Origin of the sequence: Cupriavidus taiwanensis LMG 19424, assembly GCF_000069785.1 — a bacterium.
GTDB lineage: Bacteria > Pseudomonadota > Gammaproteobacteria > Burkholderiales > Burkholderiaceae > Cupriavidus > Cupriavidus taiwanensis.
The window spans coordinates 392,073-417,265 of the sequence record NC_010528.1 but is presented as its reverse complement, the minus strand read 5'-3'; the positions used below and the strand labels follow the sequence as shown (position 1 = coordinate 417,265).

General features: G+C 67.8%; 23 protein-coding genes. 1 reads left to right on the top strand and 22 read right to left on the bottom strand.

Features of this window, described 5'->3' with window-relative positions; translation table 11 throughout:
* Positions 1–3: 3 nt before the first annotated feature.
* The 7 genes from RALTA_RS01990 to clsB all read right to left on the bottom strand — a co-directional run bounded on the left by RALTA_RS01990 (position 4) and on the right by clsB (position 9,788).
* Positions 4–780: an enoyl-CoA hydratase gene (locus RALTA_RS01990; RefSeq protein ID WP_012351740.1), complete on the bottom strand. Its 777-nt coding sequence runs from the start codon at positions 778–780 to the stop codon at positions 4–6.
* A 20-nt stretch (positions 781–800) separates the two neighbouring features.
* The gene (locus tag RALTA_RS01985; RefSeq protein ID WP_012351739.1) at positions 801–1,757 is read right to left on the bottom strand and encodes a DegV family protein; all 957 of its coding nucleotides are present in this window, start codon (positions 1,755–1,757) and stop codon (positions 801–803) included.
* 112 nt (positions 1,758–1,869) lie between these two features.
* Complete coding sequence (locus RALTA_RS01980) at positions 1,870–3,069, bottom strand: acetyl-CoA C-acyltransferase (protein WP_025583454.1); 1,200 nt, start codon at positions 3,067–3,069, stop codon at positions 1,870–1,872.
* A gap of 21 nt (positions 3,070–3,090) precedes the next feature.
* Positions 3,091–5,514 (bottom strand): 3-hydroxyacyl-CoA dehydrogenase/enoyl-CoA hydratase family protein, encoded by a 2,424-nt coding sequence (locus tag RALTA_RS01975; protein ID WP_012351737.1) that lies wholly within the window; start codon positions 5,512–5,514, stop codon positions 3,091–3,093.
* 129 nt (positions 5,515–5,643) lie between these two features.
* The gene (locus RALTA_RS01970) at positions 5,644–7,431 is read right to left on the bottom strand and encodes an acyl-CoA dehydrogenase C-terminal domain-containing protein (RefSeq protein WP_012351736.1); all 1,788 of its coding nucleotides are present in this window, start codon (positions 7,429–7,431) and stop codon (positions 5,644–5,646) included.
* Between the two features lie 75 nt (positions 7,432–7,506).
* Positions 7,507–8,097 carry a TetR/AcrR family transcriptional regulator gene (locus RALTA_RS01965; protein ID WP_025583452.1) on the bottom strand — a complete coding sequence of 197 codons (591 nt, stop codon included), beginning with the start codon at positions 8,095–8,097 and terminating at the stop codon, positions 7,507–7,509.
* Between the two features lie 344 nt (positions 8,098–8,441).
* A complete protein-coding gene (clsB, locus tag RALTA_RS01960) occupies positions 8,442–9,788 on the bottom strand; it encodes a cardiolipin synthase ClsB (RefSeq protein ID WP_012351734.1) in 1,347 nt (448 codons plus the stop codon).
* Positions 9,789–9,884: 96 nt separating this feature from the next.
* On the opposite strand from clsB, the gene mobB reads away from it, so the two are divergent.
* Positions 9,885–10,403: a molybdopterin-guanine dinucleotide biosynthesis protein B gene (gene mobB / locus RALTA_RS01955; RefSeq protein WP_041232263.1), complete on the top strand. Its 519-nt coding sequence runs from the start codon at positions 9,885–9,887 to the stop codon at positions 10,401–10,403.
* Positions 10,404–10,469: 66 nt separating this feature from the next.
* Here the strand turns inward: mobB and RALTA_RS01950 are convergent, their stop codons facing one another.
* From RALTA_RS01950 to RALTA_RS01885, 15 genes are all read right to left on the bottom strand, one after another.
* Positions 10,470–11,252 (bottom strand): endonuclease/exonuclease/phosphatase family protein, encoded by a 783-nt coding sequence (locus RALTA_RS01950; RefSeq protein ID WP_012351732.1) that lies wholly within the window; start codon positions 11,250–11,252, stop codon positions 10,470–10,472.
* Entirely contained in the window at positions 11,249–11,758 is a 510-nt protein-coding gene (gene nudB, locus RALTA_RS01945; protein ID WP_012351731.1) for a dihydroneopterin triphosphate diphosphatase, read from the bottom strand. Before nudB ends, RALTA_RS01950 begins: the two co-directional genes overlap by 4 nt.
* Positions 11,759–11,861: 103 nt before the next feature.
* On the bottom strand, positions 11,862–12,773 hold the full coding sequence (locus RALTA_RS01940) for a FliH/SctL family protein (protein WP_025583448.1): 912 nt from the start codon (positions 12,771–12,773) through the stop codon (positions 11,862–11,864).
* A 2-nt stretch (positions 12,774–12,775) separates the two neighbouring features.
* A complete protein-coding gene (locus tag RALTA_RS30155; RefSeq protein WP_145987321.1) occupies positions 12,776–12,967 on the bottom strand; it encodes a hypothetical protein in 192 nt (63 codons plus the stop codon).
* Between the two features lie 15 nt (positions 12,968–12,982).
* Positions 12,983–14,791, bottom strand: a complete 1,809-nt coding sequence (gene aspS, locus RALTA_RS01935; protein WP_012351729.1) for an aspartate--tRNA ligase — start codon at positions 14,789–14,791, stop codon at positions 12,983–12,985.
* Positions 14,792–14,856: 65 nt separating this feature from the next.
* Positions 14,857–15,567 (bottom strand): DUF502 domain-containing protein, encoded by a 711-nt coding sequence (locus RALTA_RS01930; protein WP_012351728.1) that lies wholly within the window; start codon positions 15,565–15,567, stop codon positions 14,857–14,859.
* A gap of 13 nt (positions 15,568–15,580) precedes the next feature.
* Positions 15,581–15,916 carry an FmdB family zinc ribbon protein gene (locus RALTA_RS01925; protein WP_012351727.1) on the bottom strand — a complete coding sequence of 112 codons (336 nt, stop codon included), beginning with the start codon at positions 15,914–15,916 and terminating at the stop codon, positions 15,581–15,583.
* 165 nt (positions 15,917–16,081) lie between these two features.
* A complete protein-coding gene (locus RALTA_RS01920; RefSeq protein ID WP_012351726.1) occupies positions 16,082–17,518 on the bottom strand; it encodes a sodium:solute symporter family protein in 1,437 nt (478 codons plus the stop codon).
* Between the two features lie 291 nt (positions 17,519–17,809).
* Positions 17,810–18,430, bottom strand: a complete 621-nt coding sequence (locus RALTA_RS01915) for a methyltransferase domain-containing protein (protein WP_012351725.1) — start codon at positions 18,428–18,430, stop codon at positions 17,810–17,812.
* A gap of 37 nt (positions 18,431–18,467) precedes the next feature.
* Positions 18,468–20,045 carry a ubiquinone biosynthesis regulatory protein kinase UbiB gene (gene ubiB, locus RALTA_RS01910; RefSeq protein WP_012351724.1) on the bottom strand — a complete coding sequence of 526 codons (1,578 nt, stop codon included), beginning with the start codon at positions 20,043–20,045 and terminating at the stop codon, positions 18,468–18,470.
* A gap of 65 nt (positions 20,046–20,110) precedes the next feature.
* Positions 20,111–20,803, bottom strand: coding sequence for a ubiquinone biosynthesis accessory factor UbiJ (locus tag RALTA_RS01905; RefSeq protein WP_012351723.1), 693 nt, complete (start codon positions 20,801–20,803; stop codon positions 20,111–20,113).
* Positions 20,804–20,929: 126 nt separating this feature from the next.
* The gene (locus tag RALTA_RS01900; protein WP_012351722.1) at positions 20,930–21,913 is read right to left on the bottom strand and encodes a Tim44 domain-containing protein; all 984 of its coding nucleotides are present in this window, start codon (positions 21,911–21,913) and stop codon (positions 20,930–20,932) included.
* Between the two features lie 62 nt (positions 21,914–21,975).
* Positions 21,976–22,707 (bottom strand): bifunctional demethylmenaquinone methyltransferase/2-methoxy-6-polyprenyl-1,4-benzoquinol methylase UbiE, encoded by a 732-nt coding sequence (ubiE, locus tag RALTA_RS01895; protein ID WP_012351721.1) that lies wholly within the window; start codon positions 22,705–22,707, stop codon positions 21,976–21,978.
* Positions 22,708–22,738: 31 nt separating this feature from the next.
* A complete protein-coding gene (locus tag RALTA_RS01890) occupies positions 22,739–23,155 on the bottom strand; it encodes a gamma-butyrobetaine hydroxylase-like domain-containing protein (protein WP_012351720.1) in 417 nt (138 codons plus the stop codon).
* Between the two features lie 88 nt (positions 23,156–23,243).
* Positions 23,244–25,109, bottom strand: coding sequence for an ABC transporter ATP-binding protein/permease (locus RALTA_RS01885; RefSeq protein ID WP_012351719.1), 1,866 nt, complete (start codon positions 25,107–25,109; stop codon positions 23,244–23,246).
* Between the last annotated feature and the right edge of the window lie 84 nt (positions 25,110–25,193).

Sequence of the window (25,193 nt, the reverse complement as noted above, 5' to 3'; positions counted from 1 at the left end):
CCCTCACACAAACTTCATAAAGTCCGGCTTCCGCTTTTCAAAGAACGCGCTGAACGCCTCCTTCGCCTCCGGCGCCACCAGCATGCGCCGGAACACCGCGCCCTCGTCGGCCATCTGCTTCTCCACCTCGGCCATCGCGCCGGCCTTCATCAGGAGCTTGGTCTCGCGCAGCGAAGACGCCGGCAGGGCCGCCAGCTTGCGCGCCTGCGCCAGCGCAAAGTCATGCAGCTCGGCCACCGGCAGCACCCGTGTCACCAGCCCGATCTCCAGCGCCTCCTGCGCGCTGAACGCCTCGCCCAGCATCAGCTTCTCGGCCGCGCGCTGGTAGCCGACCAGCCGCGGCAGCAGCAGGCTGGATGCTGCCTCGGGGCACAGCCCGAGCTGCACGAACGGCAGCGACAGCTTGGCGGTGTCGGATGCATAGACCAGGTCGCAGTGCAGCAGCATGGTGGTGCCCACGCCCACCGCGGCGCCGCTGACCGCGGCGACCACCGGCTTGCTGGCATGGCTGATCTGGTACAGGAACTGGAACACCGGGGCGGCTTCGGCGCCCTCGCCCCCGCTGGGCGGGCGCTGCATGAAATCTTCGAGGTCATTGCCGGCAGTGAAGACTTTAGGTTTGCCGCGCAACAGGATGGCGCGCACGGCCGGATCGGTCTGGGCCGCGCGCAGCGCGTCGGCCAGCGACTGGTACATCGCCGCGGTGATGGCGTTCTTCTTGTCGATGCGGTCGAATTCGAGCGTCAGGATGCCCTGCTCGATGCTGGTACGGATGCTCATGGTGTCCTCGTCTGTGGGAGTTATTCGAAAGGCGGCGGCGACTCGGCGAGATAGCTGAGCCCGAACGCGCGCGCGCCGACATTCAGTGCCACCGTCAGGCTCATCGGCGCCAGCATCAGCTCGACGCCCTGGTCGCGCGCGGTGCGCGCCAGCGACTGGAATGCCGGCATCGCGCGCACGGCGTCGAGCGGGCCGGCATGGCAGACCGAGATCGTTGGCACCATCAGGTCGCCGCCGCGGATGCACTGCTCGGCATGCTGCAGCACGCGGCGCGCGCCCTCCTCGGAGCCGCGTGCCTTGGCGATGGCCTCGGTGTGCCCGCGGTGCATGCGCACCACCGGGCGAATATTGAACGCGCTGCCCATCGCATAGCGGCCCCAGGTGATGCTGCCCTCGCCCTTCTGGCGCGCGCGCGTGTACAGGTAGAGCAGCTCGTCGGGCACCAGGAACATGTGGGCGGCATCGCGCAGGCGCGTCTCGACCGCTTCCCGCACCGCTTGCGGGCTGGCGCCCGCGGCGGCCATCCGCGCGGCCTCGCGCACGATCAGCGCCTGGCCCGGACCGATCGCGCCGGTGTCGACCACGGTCAGGTCGAACAGTCCCGAGCGTCCCGCTTCCTTGCGCAGGCGCACGCTGCGCGCCACGGTGCCGATCACCGCGCCGCTCGCATGCGCATACAGCTTGCTGCGCGAACTGGCGATGGTGAACAGGATGGCGCGGTCGCAGTGGGCCACCACGTTGCGCAGCAGGTGTTCTTCCAGCTCGCGTTCCAGCAGCGGGATCGATTCGGCGTAGTGGTCCTGGCGGCCGACCAGGTATTGCTGGTAGAGCGTGGGCAGCGCGTCCTCGTCGCGCGTATCGGCGACGAAATGCTCGCCCGCGCGGATGCGGAACGGAATCGTGTGGACCTTCAGCTGGGCCATGACGTCGCGAGGCAAATCGCACGCGGCATCGGCCAGGATGGCTGTCTCCTGCATATTATTGTCTCCCCTACCTGGTGACCCGCGTCGCGGGCGGCAGCCCCCGGTACTGCTTTCTTCACCTGACAGAAGGGCGGGACAGTTCCGAAGAACCGTCCCGCAGGCGCGTTTAGACGCGCTCGAAAATACCTGCGGCGCCCATGCCCGTGCCGACGCACATGGTGACCATGCCGTACTTCAGGTTGTGGCGGCGCAGCGCGTGCACCACCGTGGCCGAGCGGATCGCACCGGTGGCCCCCAGCGGATGGCCCAGCGCGATCGCGCCGCCCATGCGGTTGACCCGGGCCGGATCGAGATCCAGGTCTCGCATCACCGCCAGCGACTGCGCGGCGAACGCTTCGTTCAGCTCGATCCAGTCGATCTGGTCCTGCGTCAGGCCTGCCGCCTTCAGCGCCGCTGGGATCGCTTCCTTCGGGCCGATGCCCATGATCTCGGGCGGCACGCCGCGCACCGCGAACGAGACGAAGCGCGCCAGCGGCACAAGGTTGAACTGCTTGAGGATCTTCTCCGAGACCAGGATCAGCGCGCCGGCGCCGTCCGAGGTCTGCGAGCTGTTGCCGGCGGTCACGCTGCCCTTGTTGGCAAACACCGGGCGCAGCTTGCCCAGGCCTTCCAGCGAGGTTTCGGGGCGCGGACCTTCGTCCAGCGAGATCGTGCGCGTCTTCACGCTGACCTGGCCGCTGGCGAGGTCGGGGAAGCGCTCGACGATCTCGATCGGTGTGATCTCGTCCTTGAACTCACCGGCCTGCTGCGCCGCGATGGCCTTCTGGTGCGAGGCCAGCGAGAACGCATCTTGGTCCTCGCGGCTGACCTTCCACTGCTGCGCCACCTTCTCGGCGGTCAGGCCCATGCCGTAGGCAATGCCCACGTTCTCGTCGCGGGTGAAGATCTCCGGCGACATCGACGGCGAGTTGCCCATCATCGGCACCATGCTCATCGATTCCACGCCGGCGGCGATCATCACGTCGGACTCGCCCACGCGGATGCGGTCGGCCGCCATCGCCACCGCGCTCACGCCCGAAGCGCAGAAGCGGTTGACGGTGATGCCGCCCACGGTATTCGGCAGGCCCGACAGCAGCGCGCCGATGCGCGCCACGTTCAGGCCTTGCTGCGCCTCGGGAATGGCGCAGCCGACGATGGCGTCCTCGATCAGCTTCGGGTCCAGGTTCGGCACCTGTGCCACCGCGGCCTTCAGGATGGTGGCCAGCAGGTCGTCCGGGCGCGTGTTCTTGAACGCGCCCTTGGGCGCCTTGCCGATCGGCGAGCGGGTGGCCGCAACGATATATGCGTCTTGCAGTTGTTTCATGATGTCGGTTCCTCGCTTGCCCTGTTAGTTACGCACCGGCTTGCCGGTCTGCAGCATGCCCATGATGCGCTCCTGCGTCTTGGCGGTGCCGAGCAGGTCGACGAAGGCCTTGCGCTCCAGCGCCAGCAGCCAGTCTTCGCTGACCAGCGAGCCGGCCTCGACGTCGCCGCCGCACACCACTTCCGCGATGCGGGTGGCGATCAGGAAGTCATGCGCCGAGATAAAGCCGCCGTCGCGCATATTGACCAGCGACGCCTTGATGGTGGCGATGCCCGAGCGGCCAGCCACCGGGATCAGTGCCGGCAGCGGCGCACGGTAGCCGGCATCGGCCAGCGCGCGCACTTCGTTCTGCGCCACGTGCAGCAGTTCGTGCACGTTGAAGACGATCCGGTCGGACGGCTGCAGGTAGCCCATCTGGCGCGCTTCTAGCGCCGATGCGGAGACCTTGGCCATGGCCGCGCTCTGGAAGCGGCCGGTCAGGAATTGCAGGTAGTTGGTGCTGCCTGCCGCCTGCGCGGCGCGTGCCGCGGCCAGCGCGGCTTCCTTCAGGCCGCCGCCGGCGGGGACCAGCCCCACGCCGACCTCGACCAGGCCCACGTACGTTTCCAGCGCAGCCACGCGCGCGGCCGAATGCAGCATCAGTTCGCAACCGCCGCCCAGCGCGATGCCGGACGCCGCCGACACCACCGGCACCGAGGCGTACTTCACGCGCATCATGCCGTCCTGGAATTTCTTCACGAAGGGCTCGATGCCCTTGGCACCGCCCATCATGAAGGCCGGCATCGCCGCTTCCAGGTTGGCGCCGGCGGAGAACGGGCCGCCCGGCGCGCCGAGCTGCAGCGAAGTCGGCTGCCACACCACCAGGCCCTTGTACTGGGCTTCGGCAAGGTCGATGGCACGGGTCAGGCCGTCGATCACGTCCGGGCCGATGGTGTTCATCTTGCTCTTGAACGAGACCACCAGCACGTCGTCCTGGCCTTCGCTGACCCAGATGCGCACGGCATCGTTTTCCTCGACGGTGCGCCCCGCCTTGCGCGGATCGACGGCTTCGGTGCCCTTCAACGCGGCACGGAACACCTGGCGCCGGTACACCGGCAGCGTGCTGCGCGCGACGAACGACTGCGTCGCGGGCGACCACGAGCCTTCTGCGGCATGCACGCCCTGGCGCTCGGCGACGGGGCCGTCAAAGACCCATGCCGGCAGCGGCGCGGCCGACAGCGCCTTGCCGCTTTCCACGTCTTCCTTCACCCACTCGGCCACCTGCTTCCAGCCCGCAGACTGCCAGTCCTCGAACGGACCCGAGTTCCAGCCGAAACCCCAGCGGATCGCCAGGTCGATATCGGCGGCGGAACCGGCGATCTGCTCCAGGTACACGGCGATGTAGTGGAACACGTCGCGGAACACCGCCCACAGGAACTGCGCCTGCGGGTTGGTCGATTCACGCAGCAGCTTGATGCGCTCGGCCGGTTCCTTCTTCAGCATGCGCACGACGATTTCGTCGGCCTTCTTGCCTGCGTCGACATACTGGCCGGTCTTGGCGTCGAGCACCTTGATGGCCTTGCCTTCCTTCTTGTAGAAACCGGCGCCGGTCTTCTGGCCCAGCGCGCCCGCGTCGACCAGGCCCTTGAGCACGGCCGGGGTCTTGTACACCGGCGCGAACGGGTCGTCGTGCAGGTTGTCCTGCATGGTCTTGATCACGTGCGCCATGGTGTCCAGGCCGACCACGTCAGCGGTGCGGAAGGTGGCGGACTTGGCTCGGCCCAGCTTGGACCCGGTCAGGTCGTCGACCACGTCGAACGGGATGCCGAACTTCTCGGCCTCGGCGAACACCGCCAGGATCGAGAAGATGCCGACGCGGTTGGCGATGAAGTTGGGCGTGTCCTTGGCGCGCACCACGCCCTTGCCGAGCGTGGTGGTCAGGAAGGCTTCCAGCTGGTCGAGGATCTCCGGCTGCGTGGTCGCGGTCGGGATCAGCTCGACCAGGTGCATGTAGCGCGGCGGATTGAAGAAGTGCACGCCGCAGAAGCGGGACTTCAGGCTATCGTCAAACCCGTCGGACAGCGCGGTGATCGATAGCCCCGACGTGTTGGTCGCGAAGATCGCGTGCGAGGCCAGGTGCGGCGCGACCTTCTTGTACAGGTCATGCTTCCAGTCCATGCGCTCGGCGATCGCCTCGATCACCAGGTCGCACTCCTTGAGCAGCGCGATATCGTCTTCGTAGTTGGCCGCCTGGATCAGGCCGGCCTCGTCCTTGATGCCCAGCGGCGCGGGCGACAGCTTCTTCAGGTTCTCGATGGCGCGCAGCGCGATGCCGTTCTTGGGGCCTTCCTTGGCGGGAAGGTCGAACAGCACCACGGGCACGCGCGCGTTGATCAGGTGGGCGGCGATCTGCGCCCCCATGACGCCGGCACCCAGCACGGCGACTTTCTTGACGATGAAATTGGACATGCTCGCTCCTGGATTAGTGAGCGTTGAGGTGAGAGTTTCTGTGGGCGCTTCCGTGGGCCGTCGGTTTTCTCCCCTCTCCCTCTGGGAGAGGGGAGCAAACCGGCGGCAACGGAAGCCGCCCGCGGCAGATCAGAACAGATCCGCGTCCAGCGCCATCAGCGACGCCGACCCCGCGCGCGCCTTGCGGATCTCTGCGGCCGTCTCGGGCAGCAGCTTGGCAAAGTAGAAGCGCGCCGTGGCCAGCTTGGCGGTATAGAACTTGTCGCCACTGCCCTGCTTCTCCAGCGCGATCTTGGCCATGCGGGCCCAGAAGTACGCGAACACCAGGTGGCCTACCACACGCAGGTACGGCACCGCGGCGGCGCCGACTTCGTCGGCGTTGCCCATCGCCTTCATGCCGATTTCCATGGTCAGCTTCTGCACCTTGTCGCCCAGGTCGGCCAGCGGGTTGATGAATTCCTGCATGGCTTCGTTGGTGCCTTCGGCTTCGACGAACTCCTGAACGATCTTGCCGAAGGCCTTCATCTTCGCGCCCATGTCGCCCAGGATCTTGCGGCCCAGCAGGTCCAGCGCCTGGATGGTGTTGGTGCCTTCGTAGATCATGTTGATGCGGGCGTCGCGCACGTATTGCTCCATGCCCCATTCGGAGATGTAGCCGTGGCCGCCGAACACCTGCATGCCCTCGTTGGTCGAGGTGAAGGCGTTGTCGGTCAGGAAGGCCTTGATCACCGGCGTCAGCAGCGCGACCAGGTCGCCGGCCTGCTTGCGCACCGCCTCGTCCGGGTGCGACAGCTCGCGGTCGATCTGCAGCGCGGTCCAGTAGCTGAAGGCGCGGCCGCCTTCGGCGTAGGCGCGCTGGGTCAGCAGCATGCGGCGCACGTCGGGATGCACGATGATCGGGTCGGCGGCCTTCTCGGGCGCCTTCGGGCCGGTCAGCGACCGCATCTGCAGGCGGTCCTTGGCGTAGGCGACCGAGTTCTGGTACGCCACCTCGGTCAGGCCCAGGCCCTGAGCGCCGACACCCAGGCGCGCGGCGTTCATCATCACGAACATGGCGTTCAGGCCCTTGTTGGGCTCGCCCACCATCCAGCCGCGCGCGCCGTCCAGGTTCATCACGCAGGTGGCGTTGCCGTGGATGCCCATCTTGTGCTCGATCGAGCCGCACTGGATGCCGTTGCGCTCGCCCGGGTTGCCGCTGGCATCGGGAATGAACTTCGGCACCACGAACAGCGAGATGCCCTTGGTGCCGGCGGGCGCGTCCGGCAGGCGCGCCAGCACCAGGTGGATGATGTTCTCGGCCAGGTCGTGCTCGCCGGCGGAGATGAAAATCTTGGTGCCGGTGATCCGGTACGAGCCGTCGGCCTGCGGCTCGGCCTTGCTGCGCAGGATGCCCAGGTCGGTGCCGCAATGCGGCTCGGTCAGGCACATGGTGCCGGTCCACACGCCGGACACCAGCTTGGGCAGGTAGGTCTGCTGCAGCTCGGGCGTGCCGTGTGCGTGCAGGGCCTCATAGGCGCCGTGCGACAGGCCGGGGTACATGGTCCAGGCCTGGTTGGCCGAGTTCAGCATCTCGTAGACCACGTTGTTGACCACGATCGGCAGGCCCTGGCCGCCAAAGGCCGGATCGCACGCCAGCGCCGGCCAGCCGGCCTCGACGTACTGCTGGTAGGCTTCCTTGAAGCCGGTGGGGGCCTTGACCACGCCGTCGCCGACGTAGGTGCAGCCTTCGCGGTCGCCCACCTGGTTGAGCGGGAACACCACGTCCGAGCAGAACTTGCCGGCTTCCTCGATGACCTGGTTGATGGTGTCCGCGTCGATGTCCGCGTGCGGCGGCATCGCCTTGAGTTCGGCTTCGGCGCCGAGCAGTTCATGGAGCACGAACTGCATGTCGCGCAACGGTGCGGTGTACTGGCCCATCAGAGACTCCTTGGAGTTGTGCGATGCCGCCACGCCGCCCGCCTCGCTCGCGCGAACCGGCCCGACCCGACGGCCTCAGGTACGGTAAGACTGAATCAGTTTGTTGAGCGCGACCATGGCAAGCTCGGCGCTGTCAGGCAGGCGCAGGAAACGGGCGTCATGATGCAAGCCTAGTTCAAGGCTGTACATCTCGAACAGCATCAGGCGCGGATCGCAGTCCGCGCGCAAATGCCCCTCTTCCTTGGCCTGGTTGATGGCGCGGGTCAGCGCTGCCCGCCAGATGGTGACGCTCTTGACCAGCTCGTCACGCACCAGGCTGCCGGCACGGTCGTCGTACTCCACGGCGCCGCTGATGTAGATGCATCCCGTCGTGACTTCCTGGATGCGCTTTTCCATCCAGCGCCGCACCATCGACCATAGCCGGGGCAGTCCGCGCGGCTCCTGCAGCGAGGGATAGAACACCTCCTGCTCGAACCGGCGGTGATACTCCCGCACCACCTCCACCTGCAGGTCTTCGCGCGAACCAAAATGCGCGAAGACGCCGCTCTTGCTCATCTGCATGCGTTCCGCGAGCAGGCCGATGGTCAGACCTTCAAGCCCGTCGCGGGACGACAATTCCAGTGCGGCATCCAGAATCGCCACGCGCGTCATCTCGCCCTTGCGCATGGGCGAGGGCGACGAGGCGGCGGATTCGAGACGGGCTGACTGGTGTCGCATGTTTTTTCTCCGTTCTGCGGCGCCTGCTGTGGCGCCGCGTATGACCCTGACGTTGCATTCATTGCTTGCGGGCGGCCGGCGGATTTGCCGGTGCATACCGCGAATGCACGCAGTCTAAGCCAAAAAAGAACGGTCGTTCAGATTATTCTGGCGCGGCACCTGCCCATCAAGCTTTTAATTAGACCGCTGTTTCTAAACGGACTGCATTGCAGCATGTCCGCCAGCCGCGATGCTGCAACCGGTTTCAGCGCTGGCGTTGCCGCATGGCAGCAAACGCACACCGGCAGGCGGTTTCAGTAGCGGCCTGTGACGCCGGCGATGATTACACCCAGCCGCAGCAGCATATAGGCGGTCCAGTTGCCCAGCCGGTGCAGCGGCGAGCGCCGCGCGTGCACGTCCGGCAGCACGCGCACGCTGCGGTGCGCAATGGCCCGCTCCAGCGCTTCGCGCAGCTCCGCGGCAAAGGCCGCATCATAAACGGCAACGTTGGCCTCGCGCGCGAGCAGCAGGCTGAACGGGTCCATGTTGCTGGAGCCGACCGTGGCCCAGGCCTCGTCCACCACGCCGACCTTGGCGTGCAGGAAGCTCTCGGCGTACTCGTAGATCTCGACGCCGGCCTCGAGCAACGAGGCATAGAGCGCATGGGTGGCGTAGTGCTGCAGCCGGTATTCGACCATGCCCTGCAGCAGCAGCCGCACGCGCACGCCGCGTTGGCGGCAGGCCAGCAACGCGCGCCGCATCTTGTGGCCGGGCAGGAAGTAGGCGTTGGCCAGGATCACGTCGTGGCGCGCCGCGCCCAGCGCGCGCAGGTATTCGCGCTCGATGGTGCGGCGGTTGCGCAGGTTGTCGCGCAGCAGCAGCGCGGCGCGGATGCCGCCGGTGGCTTCCGGGCGCGGCGGCAGGTCGGTCACCAGCGGGTAATCGGCAACCGCCGCGGCACGCTCGCTGCCGCGCGCCTCGCGCAGCGACAGCCGCCACCACAGCCGCTCGGCGGACAGCGCGATGCGGTCCACCAGCGGCCCGCTGACCTGCACCGCGAAGTCGTAGCGCGGCCCCAGGTTGGCGCCTTCGAAGGGACCGTGGTTGTGGTCGTCGATGATATTGATGCCGCCGACGAACGCGATGTGGCGGTCGATCACCGCGATCTTGCGGTGCAGCCGGCGCAGGTGGCGCCGCGCCAGGCGAAAGCCGCGCAAGGCGCGGTAGACGCGCAGCCGCACGCCGCCCGCGCGCAGCCGCTCGGCCAGTTCGGCCGGCATGTCGCCGGCGCCGAAACCGTCCACCGTCACGCGCACCGCGACCCCGCGCGCGGCGGCACGGATCAGCGCGTCGGCGACGGCGCGGCCGACCTCGTCGTCGGCATAGATGTAGGTTTCCAGCATGACCTGGAACGCGGCCTGGTCGATGGCGGCGATCAGCGCCGGAAAGAAGTCCTGGCCGCCGTGCAAGAGCCGCACCGTGTTGCCGGTGGTGGGCTTGCCGCGGCGCCAGGCCCAGCGCAGCATGTGGTGGCGATATAGCGGCTCGCCGGTGGTGGCCGTGTCGCGCACCGGGGCATCCTCGGCCTGGGCGGAGTGAGAGATCCGTGACATGCCGTGATTATCGGACAGATTGCGGCGGGCAAGGCGCCGCCTGCACATTGGCGCGCGGAACTCTGCTATCGTCGATGCCGAAGCCCGCCCGCCGGTACCGCCGGTGCGCGCGGGCAACTCCCGACGCCCCCTACGGAAACCATGGTGAAGGTATTCGGCATTACCGGTTCGTCCGGCAGCGGCAAGACCACGCTGCTGGACCAGCTCATTCCCTGCTTTGTCAGCGCCGGCCTGCGCGTGGCCGGCGTCAAGCACACCCACCACGGCTTCGACCCCGATACGCCGGGCAAGGATTCGTGGCGCATGCGCGCGGCCGGCTGCGCCAACGTCGTGCTGGTCGGCGCGCGCCACCTGACGCTGATGCGCCATTACCCCGAAGCGGTGCCCTCACCCGAGCTCGACGACGCGCTGGCGGTGCTGCCGCCCGACACCGACCTGGTGCTGGTGGAAGGCTACAAGCGCAGCGATTTCCCCAAGCTGGAGGTGTTCCGCCCCGCGCTGGGCCGTGCGCCGCTGTGGGACGAGGTGCCGGGCGTGGTGGCGGTGGCGAGCGATGATCCTGCCGCGGTCGCGGCCATGACCGCGCTGCCGGTGCTGGACCTGAACGATGCGCAGGCGGTGTTCGCCTTTATCCGCGATTACTCCGTGCCCGGCCGCGACTGACCCGGGCGGCCCTGAGGCCGCCCTCAGGCCGCCCTCAAGGCGCACTCAAGCCGCGCCCAAGCCGCCTCACGCGGCCTGGTCCGCGGGCACGTCCCGCTCCACCATCCCGCCCAGCGGATGGCCCAGTTCCGCCACCAGCGGCACGTGGTCGGAACGTTGCGCCCAGTCGCGCCCGGTCAGCGCGTGGGCGCGCTCGATCTCGTAGCCGCGCACATAGATGCGGTCGAGCTGCCACCACGGCATGTGGCTGGGAAAGGTATGCAGGCGCGCGCCGCGCGCGTGCGAGGCTTCGACCGCGCCCAGCGTATTGCAGATCTGCGCGTCGAGCCGGTGGTTCCAGTCGTTGAAGTCGCCGGCGATCACCAGCGGCACGTCGGCCGGCACCACGTTCTTCACCCGTTCCACCAGCGCCTCGGCCTGGCGCGCGCGGCTGCGCGCGAACAGGCCGAAATGCACGCAGATCAGGTGGGTCTCGACGCCATGCACGTCCGCCACCGCGTGCAGCAGCCCGCGCTGCTCGAAGCGGTGGTCGGAGATGTCGAGGTTCTCGGACATCAGGATCGGATGGCGCGACAGGATCGCGTTGCCGTGATGGCCGTAGTCGTAGACCGCATTGCGGCCATAGACCGAATGCGGATAGGCGTCGGTGGCGAGGTAGTTGAGCTGGGTGTGCTCCGGGTCGAACAGCGCCGCGGCCACCAGCCGGTCGTTGCGGTCCTGCACTTCCTGCAGGAAGACGATGTCCGCGTCCATCGCGTGCAGGCCGGCACGCACGTTCTGGATGCGAGGGCGCCGAGCGATGCCGGTCACTCCCTTGTGGATGTTGTAGGTGACCACGCGCAGCTTCATGGCCGCCCTCCGACGGTCGCCTCATGGCCGGCATCGGCATCTGCCGCGGCCGGCGCGCCGGCCTTGCCTGCGCGCCACGCCAGCTGGCGGATGGCTTCGGCATTGCTGCTGGAAAAGCACTGCTGCGCCGCCTGCTGCCATGGCAGCCACTTGTATTGCAAATGTTCGCGTGGCGCCAGCGTCACCGGCAGTGCCGCGGCGACGCGCAGGCCGAACCAATGCTCGGTGTTGCGCGTGACCCCTTCGGCGTAGCGGTGGCGCCACTGCGGGTAGATGTCGTACTGGATGGCATGGCCCCAGTCGGTCAGCTGGTGCTCGCCGGCGATGATGCCGGTTTCCTCGGCGACTTCGCGCGCCGCGGTCAGGGCCAGGGGTTCGTCCAGGGTGTCGAGGCTGCCGGTGACGGACTGCCAGAAGCCGGGGCGATCGGCGCGTTCCAGCAGCAAGACTTGAAGATCTGGCGTGTAAATCACCACCAGCACGGATTCCGGGATCTTGTATGACATGGGTCTGGGCCAAGGAACAAACCCAAGGATAGCGCAGCCGCGCGCGCTTGCCACGGGAAAGCGCCGCGGCGGCTGCGCGCGGGGCGCCGCAGGCGCTGGCCGATCAGGCGGCGCTGCGCGCGCCCGCCATGCTGTGCGGGGCCAGGTAGGGTTCGGTGTTGCCGTGGCGCTGCCAGGTGTCGAACACCTGCGGCGATTCGCCATGGCCCCAGGCCGCGCGCAGCTGCTCCATCAGCGGCGCCAGCGCGTGGCGGTAACGCCTGGAGGCGGCATGCGCGTGCGTGGCCAGGGCCTCGGCGCGCTGCCGCGCTTCGCCCTGCAGCCGCGCGCGCTCCTGCGCGATTTCCTTCTCGCGCTGGCCCAGCGTGTTGTACTTCTGGATCAGGAAGCGCTGGTAATCGCCGCCATCCATGCCCTGCGCCGCCTGCGCGTTGACCTGTTCGAAGCGCAGCACGATGCTGCCGGTTTCCTGTTCGATATGGGCAGCCTCGGCATCCAGCGCCTGCAGCGCTTCCTGCACGCGCTGGGCGTCGCGGCGCAGCGCCTGCACCTGCGCGGCCTCGTCCTCGAATATGCGCTGCGCATCGAGGTAAGCCTGCACCACCGGTTGCGGCGCCACCACCAGCAGCGGATCGGCGCCATCGGCGCGCTGGCCGGCAAGCAGGGCATCGTCGGCCAGGCGCAGGTTGCCGAGCTCGTCCAGCCAGCGCCCGCGCGTCATCACCACGCCGACGGTGTCCAGCGCCAACCGGCGCAGGGCTTCGGCGCGCTGCATCTCGACCGGCTCGGCCACCGCCTGGGGCGACGCCGCCTGCACCGCGTGGGCGATGTCCGGCACGCATGCGGCCACGGTGGTGGCCACCGATTCGGACATGGCCTGCGCCGCGCGGCGTTGGGCGCGGCGCAGCTCGAAACGGGCCAGCAGCATCATGATCAGTCCCGCCGCCAGCCAGGTCAGGATGGTTTCCTGGTGGGCCAGCAGGAACTGGCGGATCAGTTCGGTATCCAGGTTCAGGTTCACGAATTTCCTCCCGAGCGCCGGGAACCTTCATGACAGGGCCCCTCGGCAAATTGCGTGTCAAAGGAAGAAGACCTGACCGCCGCCGGCTTCGTTCCGACCGGTAACAAATCGAAACCAATCGCCGGGCCGCCGATGTTGCGCAAAAAGCAAAAAAGCCGCGCAATCGCGCGGCTTTTCTTGCGGATCATGCGACCCGAAACCGGTCAGGCGTTGGGCTTCGGTTCGGCGGTGCGCAGGCGGATATGCAGCTCGCGCAGCTGCTTCTCGTCGACCGAGCTCGGCGCCTGCGTCAGCAGGTCCTGGGCGCGCTGGGTCTTGGGGAAGGCGATCACGTCGCGGATCGAGTCGGCGCCGGCCATCATGGTGACGATGCGGTCCAGGCCGAAGGCCAGGCCGCCGTGCGGGGGCGCGCCGTACTGCAGCGCGTCGAGCAGGTAGCCGAACTTGGCGCGGGCTTCCTCGTCGTTGATCTTGAGCGCGCGGAACACCTTGCTCTGGATGTCCGAGCGGAAGATCCGCACCGAGCCGCCGCCCATTTCCCAGCCGTTCAGCACCATGTCGTAGGCCTTGGCCAGGCACTTGCCCGGGTCGGTCTCCAGGTATTCCAGGTGCTCGTCCTTGGGGCTGGTGAACGGATGGTGCATCGCCACCCAGCGGGCGTCTTCCTCGTCGTACTCGAACATCGGGAAGTCCACCACCCACAACGGCTTCCAGGCGTCCTCGAACAGGCCGTTGGCCTTGCCGAAGTCCGAATGGCCGATCTTCAGGCGCAGCGCGCCGATCGAGTCGTTGACCACCTTGGCCTTGTCGGCGCCGAAGAAGATGATGTCGCCGTCCTGGGCGCCGGTGCGCTTCAGGATCTCGGCAATGGCGGCGTCGTGCAGGTTCTTGACGATCGGCGATTGCAGCCCGTCGCGGCCCTTGGCCACTTCGTTGACCTTGATCCAGGCCAGGCCCTTGGCGCCGTAGATGCCGACGAACTGGGTGTAGGCATCGATCTCGCCGCGCGAGATGGCGCCGCCGCCCGGCACGCGCAGGCCGACCACGCGGCCGTTGTCGCTGTTGGCCGGGCCCGAGAACACCTTGAAGTCGACGTCCTTCATCACCTCGGTCAGCTCGGTGAATTCCAGCTTGACGCGCAGGTCGGGCTTGTCCGAGCCGAAGCGGGCCATGGCCTCGCGGAACTCCATCACCGGGAATTTCGCGTCGAGGTCGACGTCGATGGCGTTCTTGAACACCGTGCGCATCATGTCCTCGAACAGGTCGCGGATCTCCTGCTCGGTCAGGAACGAGGTTTCGCAGTCGATCTGCGTGAATTCCGGCTGGCGGTCGGCGCGCAGGTCTTCGTCGCGGAAGCACTTGGTGATCTGGTAGTAGCGGTCGAAGCCCGACACCATCAGCATCTGCTTGAAGATCTGCGGCGACTGCGGCAGCGCGAAGAAGTGGCCCGGGTTCACGCGCGACGGCACCAGGTAGTCGCGCGCGCCTTCGGGCGTGCTCTTGCCGAGCATCGGGGTCTCGATGTCGATGAAGCCCTGCGCATCCAGGAACTTGCGCACTTCCATCGCCACCTTGTAGCGCAGGCGCAGGTTGTACTGCATCTGCGGGCGGCGCAGGTCCAGCACGCGGTGCGTCAGGCGCGTGGTTTCCGACAGGTTGTCGTCGTCGAGCTGGAACGGGGGCGTCACCGACGGGTTCAGCACGGTCAGCTCGTGGCACAGCACCTCGATCTTGCCCGAGGTCAGGTTGGCGTTTTCCGTGCCGGCCGGGCGCGGGCGCACCTTGCCGGTGACGCGGATGCAGAACTCGTTGCGGATCTCTTCCGCGGCCTTGAACATCTCGGGGCGGTCCGGATCGCAGACCACCTGCACCAGGCCCTCGCGGTCGCGCAGGTCGATGAAGATCACGCCGCCATGGTCGCGGCGGCGCTGGACCCAGCCGGTCAGGGCTACTTCCTGGCCCGAGAATTGTTCGGTCACCAGACCGCAGTAGTGAGTACGCATGGAGGACATAAGGAGATTCCCGGTAAAACGCGGCTGCCCGACAGCATCGGGCAGCCCGTGATCAGTTTGGAGGCTCAAGGATCGGTGGTCTGGACCGGTTCCTCGTTGCTGGACCTGCCGGCCGGGCTGGTGGCTACCGGCCGGGGCGCGCTGCCGTTCTTGCGCGGCAATTCCGCCGGTGCCACGACGCCCATCGAGACGATGTACTTGAGCGCGGCGTCGACGGTCATGTCGAGTTCGATGGTGTCGGCCTTGGGCATCATCAGGAAGAAACCCGAGGTCGGATTGGGCGTGGTCGGCACGTAGACGCTGACGTACTCGCCCTGCAGGTGGTTCTGCACGTCGCCGCCCGGGCGCCCTGTCAGAAAGGCGATGGTCCACGAGCCCTCGCGCGGGTACTGCACCAGCAGCGCCTTGCGGAAGGCATTGCCCGACGACGACAGCAGCGTGTCCGACACCTGCTTGACGCTGGTGTAGATCGGGCCCACCACCGGGATATGGCCCAGCAGCGCTTCCCACCAGCGCACCAGGCGCTGGCCGATGAAGTTATGCGCGAGCAGCCCGACCAGCAGGATGAACAGCAGCGTCAGAATCGCGCCCAGGCCGGTCACGCGCTTGCCGAACATCAGCCGGTCCGGCCGCCAGGCTTCCGGCAGCAGCGCCAGGCTCTGGTCCATCGTGCCGATGATCAGGCTGAGCACCCACAGCGTGATGCCCAGCGGCACCAGCACCAGCAGGCCGGTCAGGAACCAGGTCTTGAGGGCGGAAGTCTTCTTGGCGACCACGTGGCGATCCGGATCAGTGGCAGGCGCAGGCGCTGCCGCAACCGCCGGCGGCCGGCGCGGCCGCGGTGGTGCTTGCGGCAGGCGATTCGGCGGCGGCCGGGGCGCTGGCCGCTGCCGCGCCCGCCGCCGCGCCGCCCGCGGCCGGCGCGCTGGTGCCGCCGCTGCCGCCGCGGAAGTCAGTCACGTACCAGCCCGAGCCCTTGAGCTGGAACCCGGCAGCGGTCAGCTGCTTCTTGAACGCGCCGGCGGCGCCGCAGGACGGGCAGTCCGTCAGCGGGGCATCGCTCATTTTCTGCAGCACATCGCGCCCGTGGCCGCAGGCGTCGCAACGGTAGGCATAGATCGGCATGGTGTTATTTCGCGAGAAAAACTTGGGAATCGGTTCCGGGGCGGACATCGCCGCCGGCCATGGCGGCCGCGGGAATCTCCCGCGCGGCGATGCAAAGCCTTGAATTATAAACCGTTCCGGGGCTGCCTGATCGGCGGAAATAAGGGGGTGGGCGCCCCCGCGCCGTCAGGCGATATGGACTTCCTTGACCGGCGCGTGATCTGCAATCCACTGCGGTAGCAGCGAGCCGACCACCATGCCGCTGACCGAGAACAGCAGGCCCACCATCTGCGGCGGCACCACGGCATCGGCAAAGGCGATCTCGCAGGTCAGCCAGGACGACAGCCCCAGCAGGATCGCGGCCAGGCCGCCCTGGCGGGTGGCGTGCTTCCAGAACATGCCGAAGGCCAGCGGCACGAACGACGACACCAGCGTGACCTTGTAGGCATTTTCGACCATATGGAAGATCGACAGGTGCGAGTTCAGCGCGAACAGCGTCACCAGCGTGGTGAACACCAGCACCACGCTCTGCATCACGCGCAGGAACTGCTTGTCGTCGAGATGGCGGAAGTACGGCCGCAGGATGTTCTCGGCAAACGTCACCGACGGCGCCAGCAGCGTCGCCGAGGCGCAGCTCTTGATCGCCGACAGCAGCGCGCCGAAGAACATCACCTGGGCAAACATCGGCGCGTGCTGCAGGATCAGCTGCGGCAGGATCAGCTGCGAGTCGGTGTCGATGTATCTGGCCACCATGCCCGGGTCGATCAGGGTGGCCGAATACGCCAGGAACATCGGGATAAAGGCGAAGCAGAAGTACAGCACGCCGCCCAGCACCGAGGCGCGGCCCGCGATCAGCTCGGTGCGCGACGAAGTCACCCGCTGGAACACGTCCTGCTGCGGGATCGAGCCCAGCATCATGGTGAACAGCGCGGCGGCGAAGCCGATGATCTGCACGAAATCCAGCGACGGCAGGAACTCGAACTTGCCCGCCGCGGCCGCGTGCGACACCACCGCGGTCACGCCGCCCGCCTGGCCGCTGACCTCGTAGCCGATATACATCATGCCGATCACGATGATGATCATCTGGATGAAGTCGGTGATCGCCACCGACCACATGCCGCCGAACAGCGTATAGACCAGCACGCTGGCCGCGCCGATCATCATGCCGGCCTCCTGCGACAGAGCGCCGTCCGACACGGTATAGAACACCAGCCCCAGCGCCTTGATCTGCGCTGCCACCCAGCCCAGGTACGAGACCACGATGCAGAGCGTGGTCAGCACCTCGGCCAGCCGCCCGTAGCGGTTGTGGTAGTAGTCGCCGATGGTCAGCAGGTTCATCCGGTACAGCGGCCGGGCGAAGAACAGGCCCACCAGGATCAGGCACAGCGACGACCCGAAGGGGTCCGACACCACGCCCGACAGGCCTTCCTTCAGGAACACGGCGGGGATGCCCAGCACCGTCTCCGAGCCGAACCAGGTGGCGAAGACGGTGGCGGTGACGATATGGAACGGCAGGCTGCGCCCGGCGACGGCGAAATCGGTGGTGTTGCGCACGCGCAGCGCCGCCCACAGGCCGATGCCGACCGAGATTACCCAGTAGATGATGACAAACCAGATCAGCATGCCGCTGCCCTATGCAGAAGGTGCCCTTGTGGCGAAAAACCGAATGCCGGGCGGCTGGGCGCTGGTGCGCGCGCGGGGCCCGGAGTCCAATTCATCGGTCGGGGCCGCATATCGGGGTGCCTGGCGCGTCCCGACGAGGCGGGCAACGCGGCGGGGGCCCGCGGTCGTAGCCGAATCAAAACGCGGATTATAGCGACGCAGACCGGCGCGGGCGAAAAAAATTCCCCGCTGGCGCGAATGCGCCACGCAAGGCACCGGCTTCGCCACAAGCCGGATGTCCGGACGGCAGGTTCAGCCGCCGCGCCGGCGCCATACCTGCCAGCGCTCCTGACCCTGGAACACCGGCAGCGGCGCGGCCGAGGGCCGGTCCTCGATGCGCTCGAAGCCCGGCCCGAGCAGCGCATCCAGCTCCGCCTCCGGCATCGCGAACGGCGGCCCGCCGCGGTTCTCGCCCAGGTAGAAGTAGCCCGCCAGCAGCCCGCCCGGCGGCAGCAGCTCGGCCACGCGAGCGCCATAGGCCGCCCGCAGCGCCGGCGGCAGCGCGCACAGGAAGGCGCGCTCGTAGATCAGTTCGCACGCCGGCTGCGGCGTGAAGGCAAAGAAGTCGCCCTGCTGCACCACCGCCCCGGCCGGCCCCAGCGCGCGCCGCGCCGACGCCACCGCCTGCGCAGAGAAGTCGATCGCCGTCACCGGCCAGCCGCGCTCGAACAGCCACGCCGCCTCCCAGCCGTTGCCGCAGCCGGGCACCAGCGTGGGACACGGCTGGCGGCCTTCGACAAAGCGGCGGAATTCCTCGGGCACGCCGCCCAGGTCCCAGGGCGTGAAGCCCTCCTTGAAGCGCTCATCCCAGAACGCCGGGTCGCCGGCATTGCGCGTGGTGAAGCTTGGCACCGGCCTGGTGGTATCGCCCATGGGTCTGCCTCCGTCCCGTTGTGATCGCGGCATGCGCCTACCAGTATCCCGCCCAGCCCAGCACGTGGGTCAGCACGATGCCGGCGACAAAGCCGCCCGCCAGCAGCACCGCGGTGCCGAGCAGCCGGTTGGTGCGGCGCTGCTCCAGCACCAGCATCGCCAGCAGCTTGTCCTGCTCGCCATTGGTGGTGAGCGCGCGCCGCTCCAGGAACTGGTGCGCCAGGCGCGGGAAGTCGGGCAGCATCTTGGCCCACAGCGGCGCCTCCACCTTGATCCGCTCCCACGCGCCCTGCCAGCCCACCTGCTCGTGCATCCAGCGCTCCAGGAACGGCTTGGCGGTCTTCCACAGGTCCAGGTCCGGGTCGAGCTGGCGGCCCAGCCCTTCGATATTGAGCAGGGTCTTCTGCAGCAGCACCAGTTGCGGCTGGATCTCGACGTTGAAGCGGCGCGAAGTCTGGAACAGCCGCATCAGCACCATGCCCAGCGAGATTTCCTTCAGCGGCTTGTCGAAGTACGGCTCGCAGCAGGCGCGCACCGCGCTTTCCAGTTCCTCGACGCGGGTCTCCGGCGGGACCCAGCCCGATTCCACGTGCAGCAGCGCCACGCGGTGGTAGTCGCGGCGGAAGAAGGCGATGAAGTTCTGCGCCAGGTAGTTCTTGTCGAATTCGGACAGCGCGCCGACGATGCCGAAGTCGAGCGCGATATAGCGGCCGAAGGTCTCGGGCTGCACCGACACCAGGATGTTGCCCGGGTGCATGTCGGCATGGAAAAAGCCGTCGCGGAACACCTGGGTGAAGAAGATCTCGACGCCCTCCTCCGCGAGCTGGTGCATGTCGACGCCGGCGGCCTTGAGCGAGTCGGTGCGCGAGATCGGGATGCCGTGCATGCGCTCCATCACGAACACCGTGCTGCTGCACCAGTCCCAGAACACCTCGGGCACCAGCAGCAGGTTGGTGTCGGCAAAGTTGCGGCGCAGCTGGCTGGCGTTGGCCGCCTCGATCATCAGGTCGAGCTCGTCGTGCAGGTATTTGTCGAACTCGGCCACCACCTCGCGCGGCTTCAGGCGCTTGCCGTCGGCCCAGAAGCGCTCCAGCCAGGTGGCCATGTCGCGCATCAGCGCCAGGTCGCTGTCGATCACCGGCAGCATGCCCGGGCGCAGCACCTTTACCGCGACCTCGCGCCCGTGGCAGGGGCCGCCCTTGAGCGTGGCGAAGTGCACCTGCGCGATCGAGGCGCTGGCCACCGGCTGGTGCTCGAAGGTTTCGAACAGCTGGTCCAGCGGCCGCCCGAGCGAGCGCTCGATGATCCTGACCGCCACCGCCGAATCGAATGGCGGCACCTGGTCCTGCAGCTTGGCCAGCTCGTCGGCAATATCCGGCGGCATCAGGTCGCGCCGGGTCGACAGCACCTGGCCGAACTTGACGAAGATCGGGCCCAGCCGCGTCAGCGCCAGCCGCAGCCGCACGCCGCGCGGCATGTCGAGCTTGCGGCCGATGGTGATGACCCGTACCAGGAAACGGATCCTGCGGCTGCTGAAGCCCGAGAGCACCAGCTCGTCCAGGCCGTAGTAGAGGATGACGAAAAGGATCTTGCCAAGGCGCAGGAGGCGGGTCATTCGGGAGTCTTCACGGGGCCGGGCAGGCAGTCAGTGGATGAGCGGGGGAGCGGGGCGTGGCCGGCTCAGCGGTGCGGCGACGGCAGCTTGCCGGAGGGGCCGGATGACGCGCCCGGCGCGGGCGCTGTGCCGCCCCGCTCCAGGCGCTCCAGCCGCTTCTCCAGCCGCGCCAGGCGGTCGCGCAGATGGCCCACGTCGGCGCCGAATTCGTCCAGCGCGGCGTGGCGCACCAGGGTTGGCTGTTCGTCGAGCAGGTAGTCGGTGACGTTGTCCACCAGCGCCCGGCCCACGCGCGTGGCCTGTTCATGGACCTGGCGCACGCCGTCGACCACGCGCTGGGCCACGCTGTCGCTGACCGGCCCGCCGAGGATGCCGCGCAGCGCGCGCGACAGGTCCTCGGCGGCATCCCAGCGCAGGTTGCGCGCCAGCGTCGACACCGTATTGGCCAGCTCGGCGTCGCCCTCGATGCGCACATGGCGCATGGCGGCGGCCTGGCCGCCTTCGGCCACGTCGGCGGCCACCAGCGGCCACTGCTGCACCGGCACGCGCAGCGTCACCGCGGGCGCCTCGGCCGCGGGCGCCAGTTCCGTGCAGCCGTGTTCGGTCACCTTCAGCGACAACTCGAAGGCGGCGGCATCGAAACGGATCACGCGTCCGGCAAACGGCGCCAGCTGGTTGCGGGCCCACGGCTCCTGCTCGAGCAGGTGGTTCAGTGCCGAGATGGCGGGCGTGGCCAGGGCGGAAGGCAGAGTATTCATGACAGCGCGGTTGGCGGGCAGGCGGCGAGGCGCGGGCCGGCGTCCCAAACAAAAAGGCCCACGCTTTCACGTGGGCCTCCATTCTAAGCTACTCCCCCCGGCGCATCACCGCCGCGGGGTGCGGCATCAGGACTCTTGCTGGATGCCGGCCAGCAGCCAGCCGCCGTTGCCGGAGACCGGCTTGGCCAGGTTCCAGACCTCGCCGAAAGGCTGGGCCGCCTCGCCCGCCTTCTCGCGGATCATGCCGGAGAAACGCACGCTGGCCAGGTGCTGGGCCGGCGACGACTCGATGCCCAGCAGCTGGGCTTCCAGCGTGACCACGTCGGTCTTGTTGACCTCGGCGCCGCGCTCGGCCAGGTCCATCTTGATCTCGGCGAACATCTCCGGCGTAGTGAACTCGCGGATATCGTCCAGGTTGCCGGCGTCCCACGCGGCCTGCAGGCGCACGAAGTGGACCTTGGCGTTACGCAGGAAGGACTCGGTATCGAAATCGGCCGGCACGCCCCACGGCTGCTGCGCCACGGCCCCGGCTGCCACCGGCGCTGCCGATGCCGGCAGCACCGGGCTGGCGGACTGGCTACCGGACGACACCGGCGTCGGCTCGCCGCGGAACATCGGCTCCGCGTTGCGGCCGAGGTTCGGCGCGCCGCCGGCACCGGCGTAGGCCGGCTGGGCCGCGCGCTTGCTGCCGCGGAACTTGCGGATCAGCCAGATCGCGGCAAACGCCACCAGCGCGATGAGGATCAGGTTGGACAGGAAGCTCAGTGCCGCGCCGCCCAGGCCAAAGTGCGACAGCAGCCAGCCGATGCCCAGGCCGGCGGCAATGCCGCCCAGGATCCCGCCCCAGTTGCGCTTGGGCGCGGCGGCGGCCGCGCCGGCGGCACCGGCGGCACCGGCGGTGGCCGGGGCTGCCTGGGTCGGCTGCTGCGCCGGCTGCTGGGTCGGCGAAGTGGGCTGCGGCGCCTGCTGGCGCTGCTGCGTCACCGTCGACGATTGCTTGCCGATGCTGCGCGAACCGCCCATGCGCTTGGCATTGGCGTCGAACACCATCCCGAAGGCAATCGCGGTAATCAGCGACCCAACCAGGAATTTTCCACGAAATGACGACATATTCTGCTATTCCCTGTCAGTTTCACCCCATTTTGGGGCGAGGCATGGCGATTTCAATGCTTCTAATACTTGCGCCCGACGTGGAGCGCCACCACTCCGGCCGTCAGATTGAAGTATTCGACATTCTCCAGGCCCGCATGTTCCATTAAGCGTACAAGCGAAACCTGGTCTGGATGCATTCTGATCGATTCCGCGAGATAGCGATAGCTGGGGGCATCCCCTGCCACGCGCTGGCCCAGCCACGGCAGTACCTTGAAAGAATAGACGTCGTACGCCTTTTCCAGGGGTTTCCACACCTTGGAGAACTCCAGCACCATAACCTTGCCGCCGGGCTTGACCACGCGGCGCATCTCGGCCAGCGCGGCTTCCTTGTGCGTCATGTTGCGCAGGCCGAAGGCCACCGTGACCAGATCGAAGTAGTTGTCGGGGAACGGGATCTTCTCGGCGTCGCACAGCGCCACCGGCGTGACGATGCCCTTGTTCAGCAGCCGGTCGCGGCCCACGCGCAGCATCGACTCGTTGATATCGGTCAGCCAGACCTGGCCGGTCGGGCCGGCCTGCTTCGCGAATGCCTTGGCCAGGTCGCCGGTGCCGCCGGCAATGTCCAGCACCTTGTGGCCCGGGCGCACCCCGGCCTGCGCGATGGTGAACATCTTCCACAGCCGGTGCATGCCGCCCGACATCAGGTCGTTCATCACGTCGTACTTGCTGGCCACCGAATGGAATACGCCGGCAACCTTGCCGGCCTTTTCCGTTTCGTCGACCTTTTCGAACCCGAAGTGGGTTTCACTCATCTTTCAAGACTCCAGGATTGTCGGGGGCGGCTCAGTGATGGCCGCAGGCGTGCCCGCCGCCGGCGGCGGGCATCGGGGTGTCGCGGTCCGCGCCGGCGGCTTCCAGGCGCTGCAGGTAGTCCTGCCACAGCGCGTCCTGGTTGTCGCCCAGGCGGTACAGCAGGTCCCACGAATAGATGCCGGTGTCGTGCCCGTCGGAAAAGCGGATCTGGATGGCGTAGTTGCCGACCGGCTCGACCGCGTCGACGCCGACCTCGCGCTTGCCGGTCTGCAGCACCTCCTGCCCCGGGCCATGGCCCTGGACTTCGGCGGAGGGCGAGTACACGCGCAGCAGCTCGAACGGCAGCCGGAAGCTGCGGCCGTTGTCGAAGCCGATCTCGAGCACGCGCGATTGCGTGTGGACCGTCAGCGCGGTGGGATGGGGAGTGTCTTTTTCCAGGCCTGCCATGGTGATCGCGGCCCGCTGAGGGGCGCCGGTGAGGGTGGTGGTTGCCGCATGATGCCGTGGCCGCGCCGGCTGCCACGGCAGCCCCGCATCACGCTTCGCATACGACCCGATAGCTTACCCCAGGCTCGCCGGCTTGCGCAGCCCGGGCCGCTTCGGCATCCTGCGGCACGTAGCGCAGCCTGCGCTGGTGGAACGCCGCCACGGTGCTGCGGTGCGCAATGCTGACGATGGCCGTTTGCGGCAGCTGCTCCACCATCAGCTGGTACATGGCGCGCTCGGTATCCTCGTCCAGCGCGCTGGTGGCTTCGTCGAGGAACAGGTAATCGGGCTTCTGCAGCAGCGCGCGCGCGAAGGCCAGGCGCTGCTGCTCGCCGGGTGACAACCGCAGCGACCAGTTGTCGAACACGTCGAGCTGGTCCGCCAGCGCGGCCAGGCGGGTCTGGCGCAGGGCCGCCTGCAGGACTTCCTTGCTGTGCTCGGTGCCCGCGTCCGGGTAGGCCAGCGCATCGGCCAGCGTGCCGATCGGCAGGTAGCTGCGCTGCGGCAGGAACAACCGGCGCGCGCCTTCCGGCATGGTCACGGTGCCGCTGCCGTACGGCCAGATCCCGGCGAGCGCGCGGAACAGCACGCTCTTGCCGCAGCCCGACGGGCCGCTGACCAGCCAGCGCTCGCCCGGCGCCACCGTCAGCGAGAACGGCGCCACCAGCGGCCGCTGGCCCACCGCGGCGCCACGCCCGGCACGCACCGGCAGCGCCAGCGCCAGGCTGTCGATGGCGATGCCGTCCTGCGGCTCGCCGTGGTACGCCACCTCGATATCGCGGCTGCCGTCCGGCGACGCTTCCTGGCGCTCGGCCACGCGGATGGCTTCCTGGAAGTCGATCAGGCGGTTGGCCGCCGCCTTCCAGCCCACCAGCGTGGCGTAGTTGTCGACGAACCATGACAACGCACCCTGCACCTGTCCAAACGCGGAACTGATCTGCATCAGCCCGCCCAGCGTCATCTTGCCGGCAAAGTAGCGCGGCGCCGCCACCAGGATGGGGAAGATAATGGCGAACTGCGCGTAGCCCGAGCTGACGAAGTTCAGCCGCCGCGTGTACAGCATCAACTGGTTCCAGTTGGCCCGAATGCGGTCGAAGCGTGCGCGCAAGCCGGCCTTCTCGGTCGGTTCGCCTCGATACAGCGCCACTGGCTCGCTGTTCTCGCGCAGGCGCACCAGCGTGAAACGGAAATCTGCCTCGTACTGTTCTTGCTGGAAGTTCAGGCCGATGAGAGGACGCCCGACGAAGTGCGCCACCAACGACCCCACCACGGCATAGGCCCCTGCAAACCAGACCATGTAGCCCGGGATCACGATCTCGCTACCGCCAAGCGCCAGACTGATCGGGCCAGACAACGCCCAGAGGATCCCGACAAAGGAAATCAGCGTCACCACCGAGTTGAGCAGCCCCAGCGACAACGACAAGCCTCCATCGGTGAACAAGCGCAGGTCGTCCGCGATCCGTTGGTCAGGGTTGTCGGTCGTATGGGTCTGCTCGATACGGTAGTAGGCCTGGTGAGCGAGCCACCGGTCCATGAACCGGCCGGTCATCCAGGTACGCCAGCGCATCTGCAGCATCATCGTGTAGTACTGCCGGGACAGGAAGGCCACGATATAGAAGCCGGCGATCCACGAGAAGCGCAGCAGCAGCACCTTGAACGAGGCATAGTCGCGCTGCTCCAGCGCGTTGTAGAACACGCGGTTCCACTCGTTGAGCAGCACGTTGATATAGACGATGCCCAGGTTGAGCACCACCACCAGCGCCAGCAACCCCAGCCCGGCGACGCGGTCTTCTGATTTCCAGTAGGGCTTGATCAGCGCCCAGGTCGCGGCCATGCGCAGCCGGCTCTGGATCTTGAGGGCCCGGGCGGGAACGGCCGGGCCCGGTACGGTGACGGAGGTCGGGGTCGAGGACATAGCGGCAGCTTTCTGCCCGCCAGCGCGATGCGTGGCCGGGCCTGTTGTTCTGGTGCCGCGGCGCAGGCGCGACCGCGGCGGCAT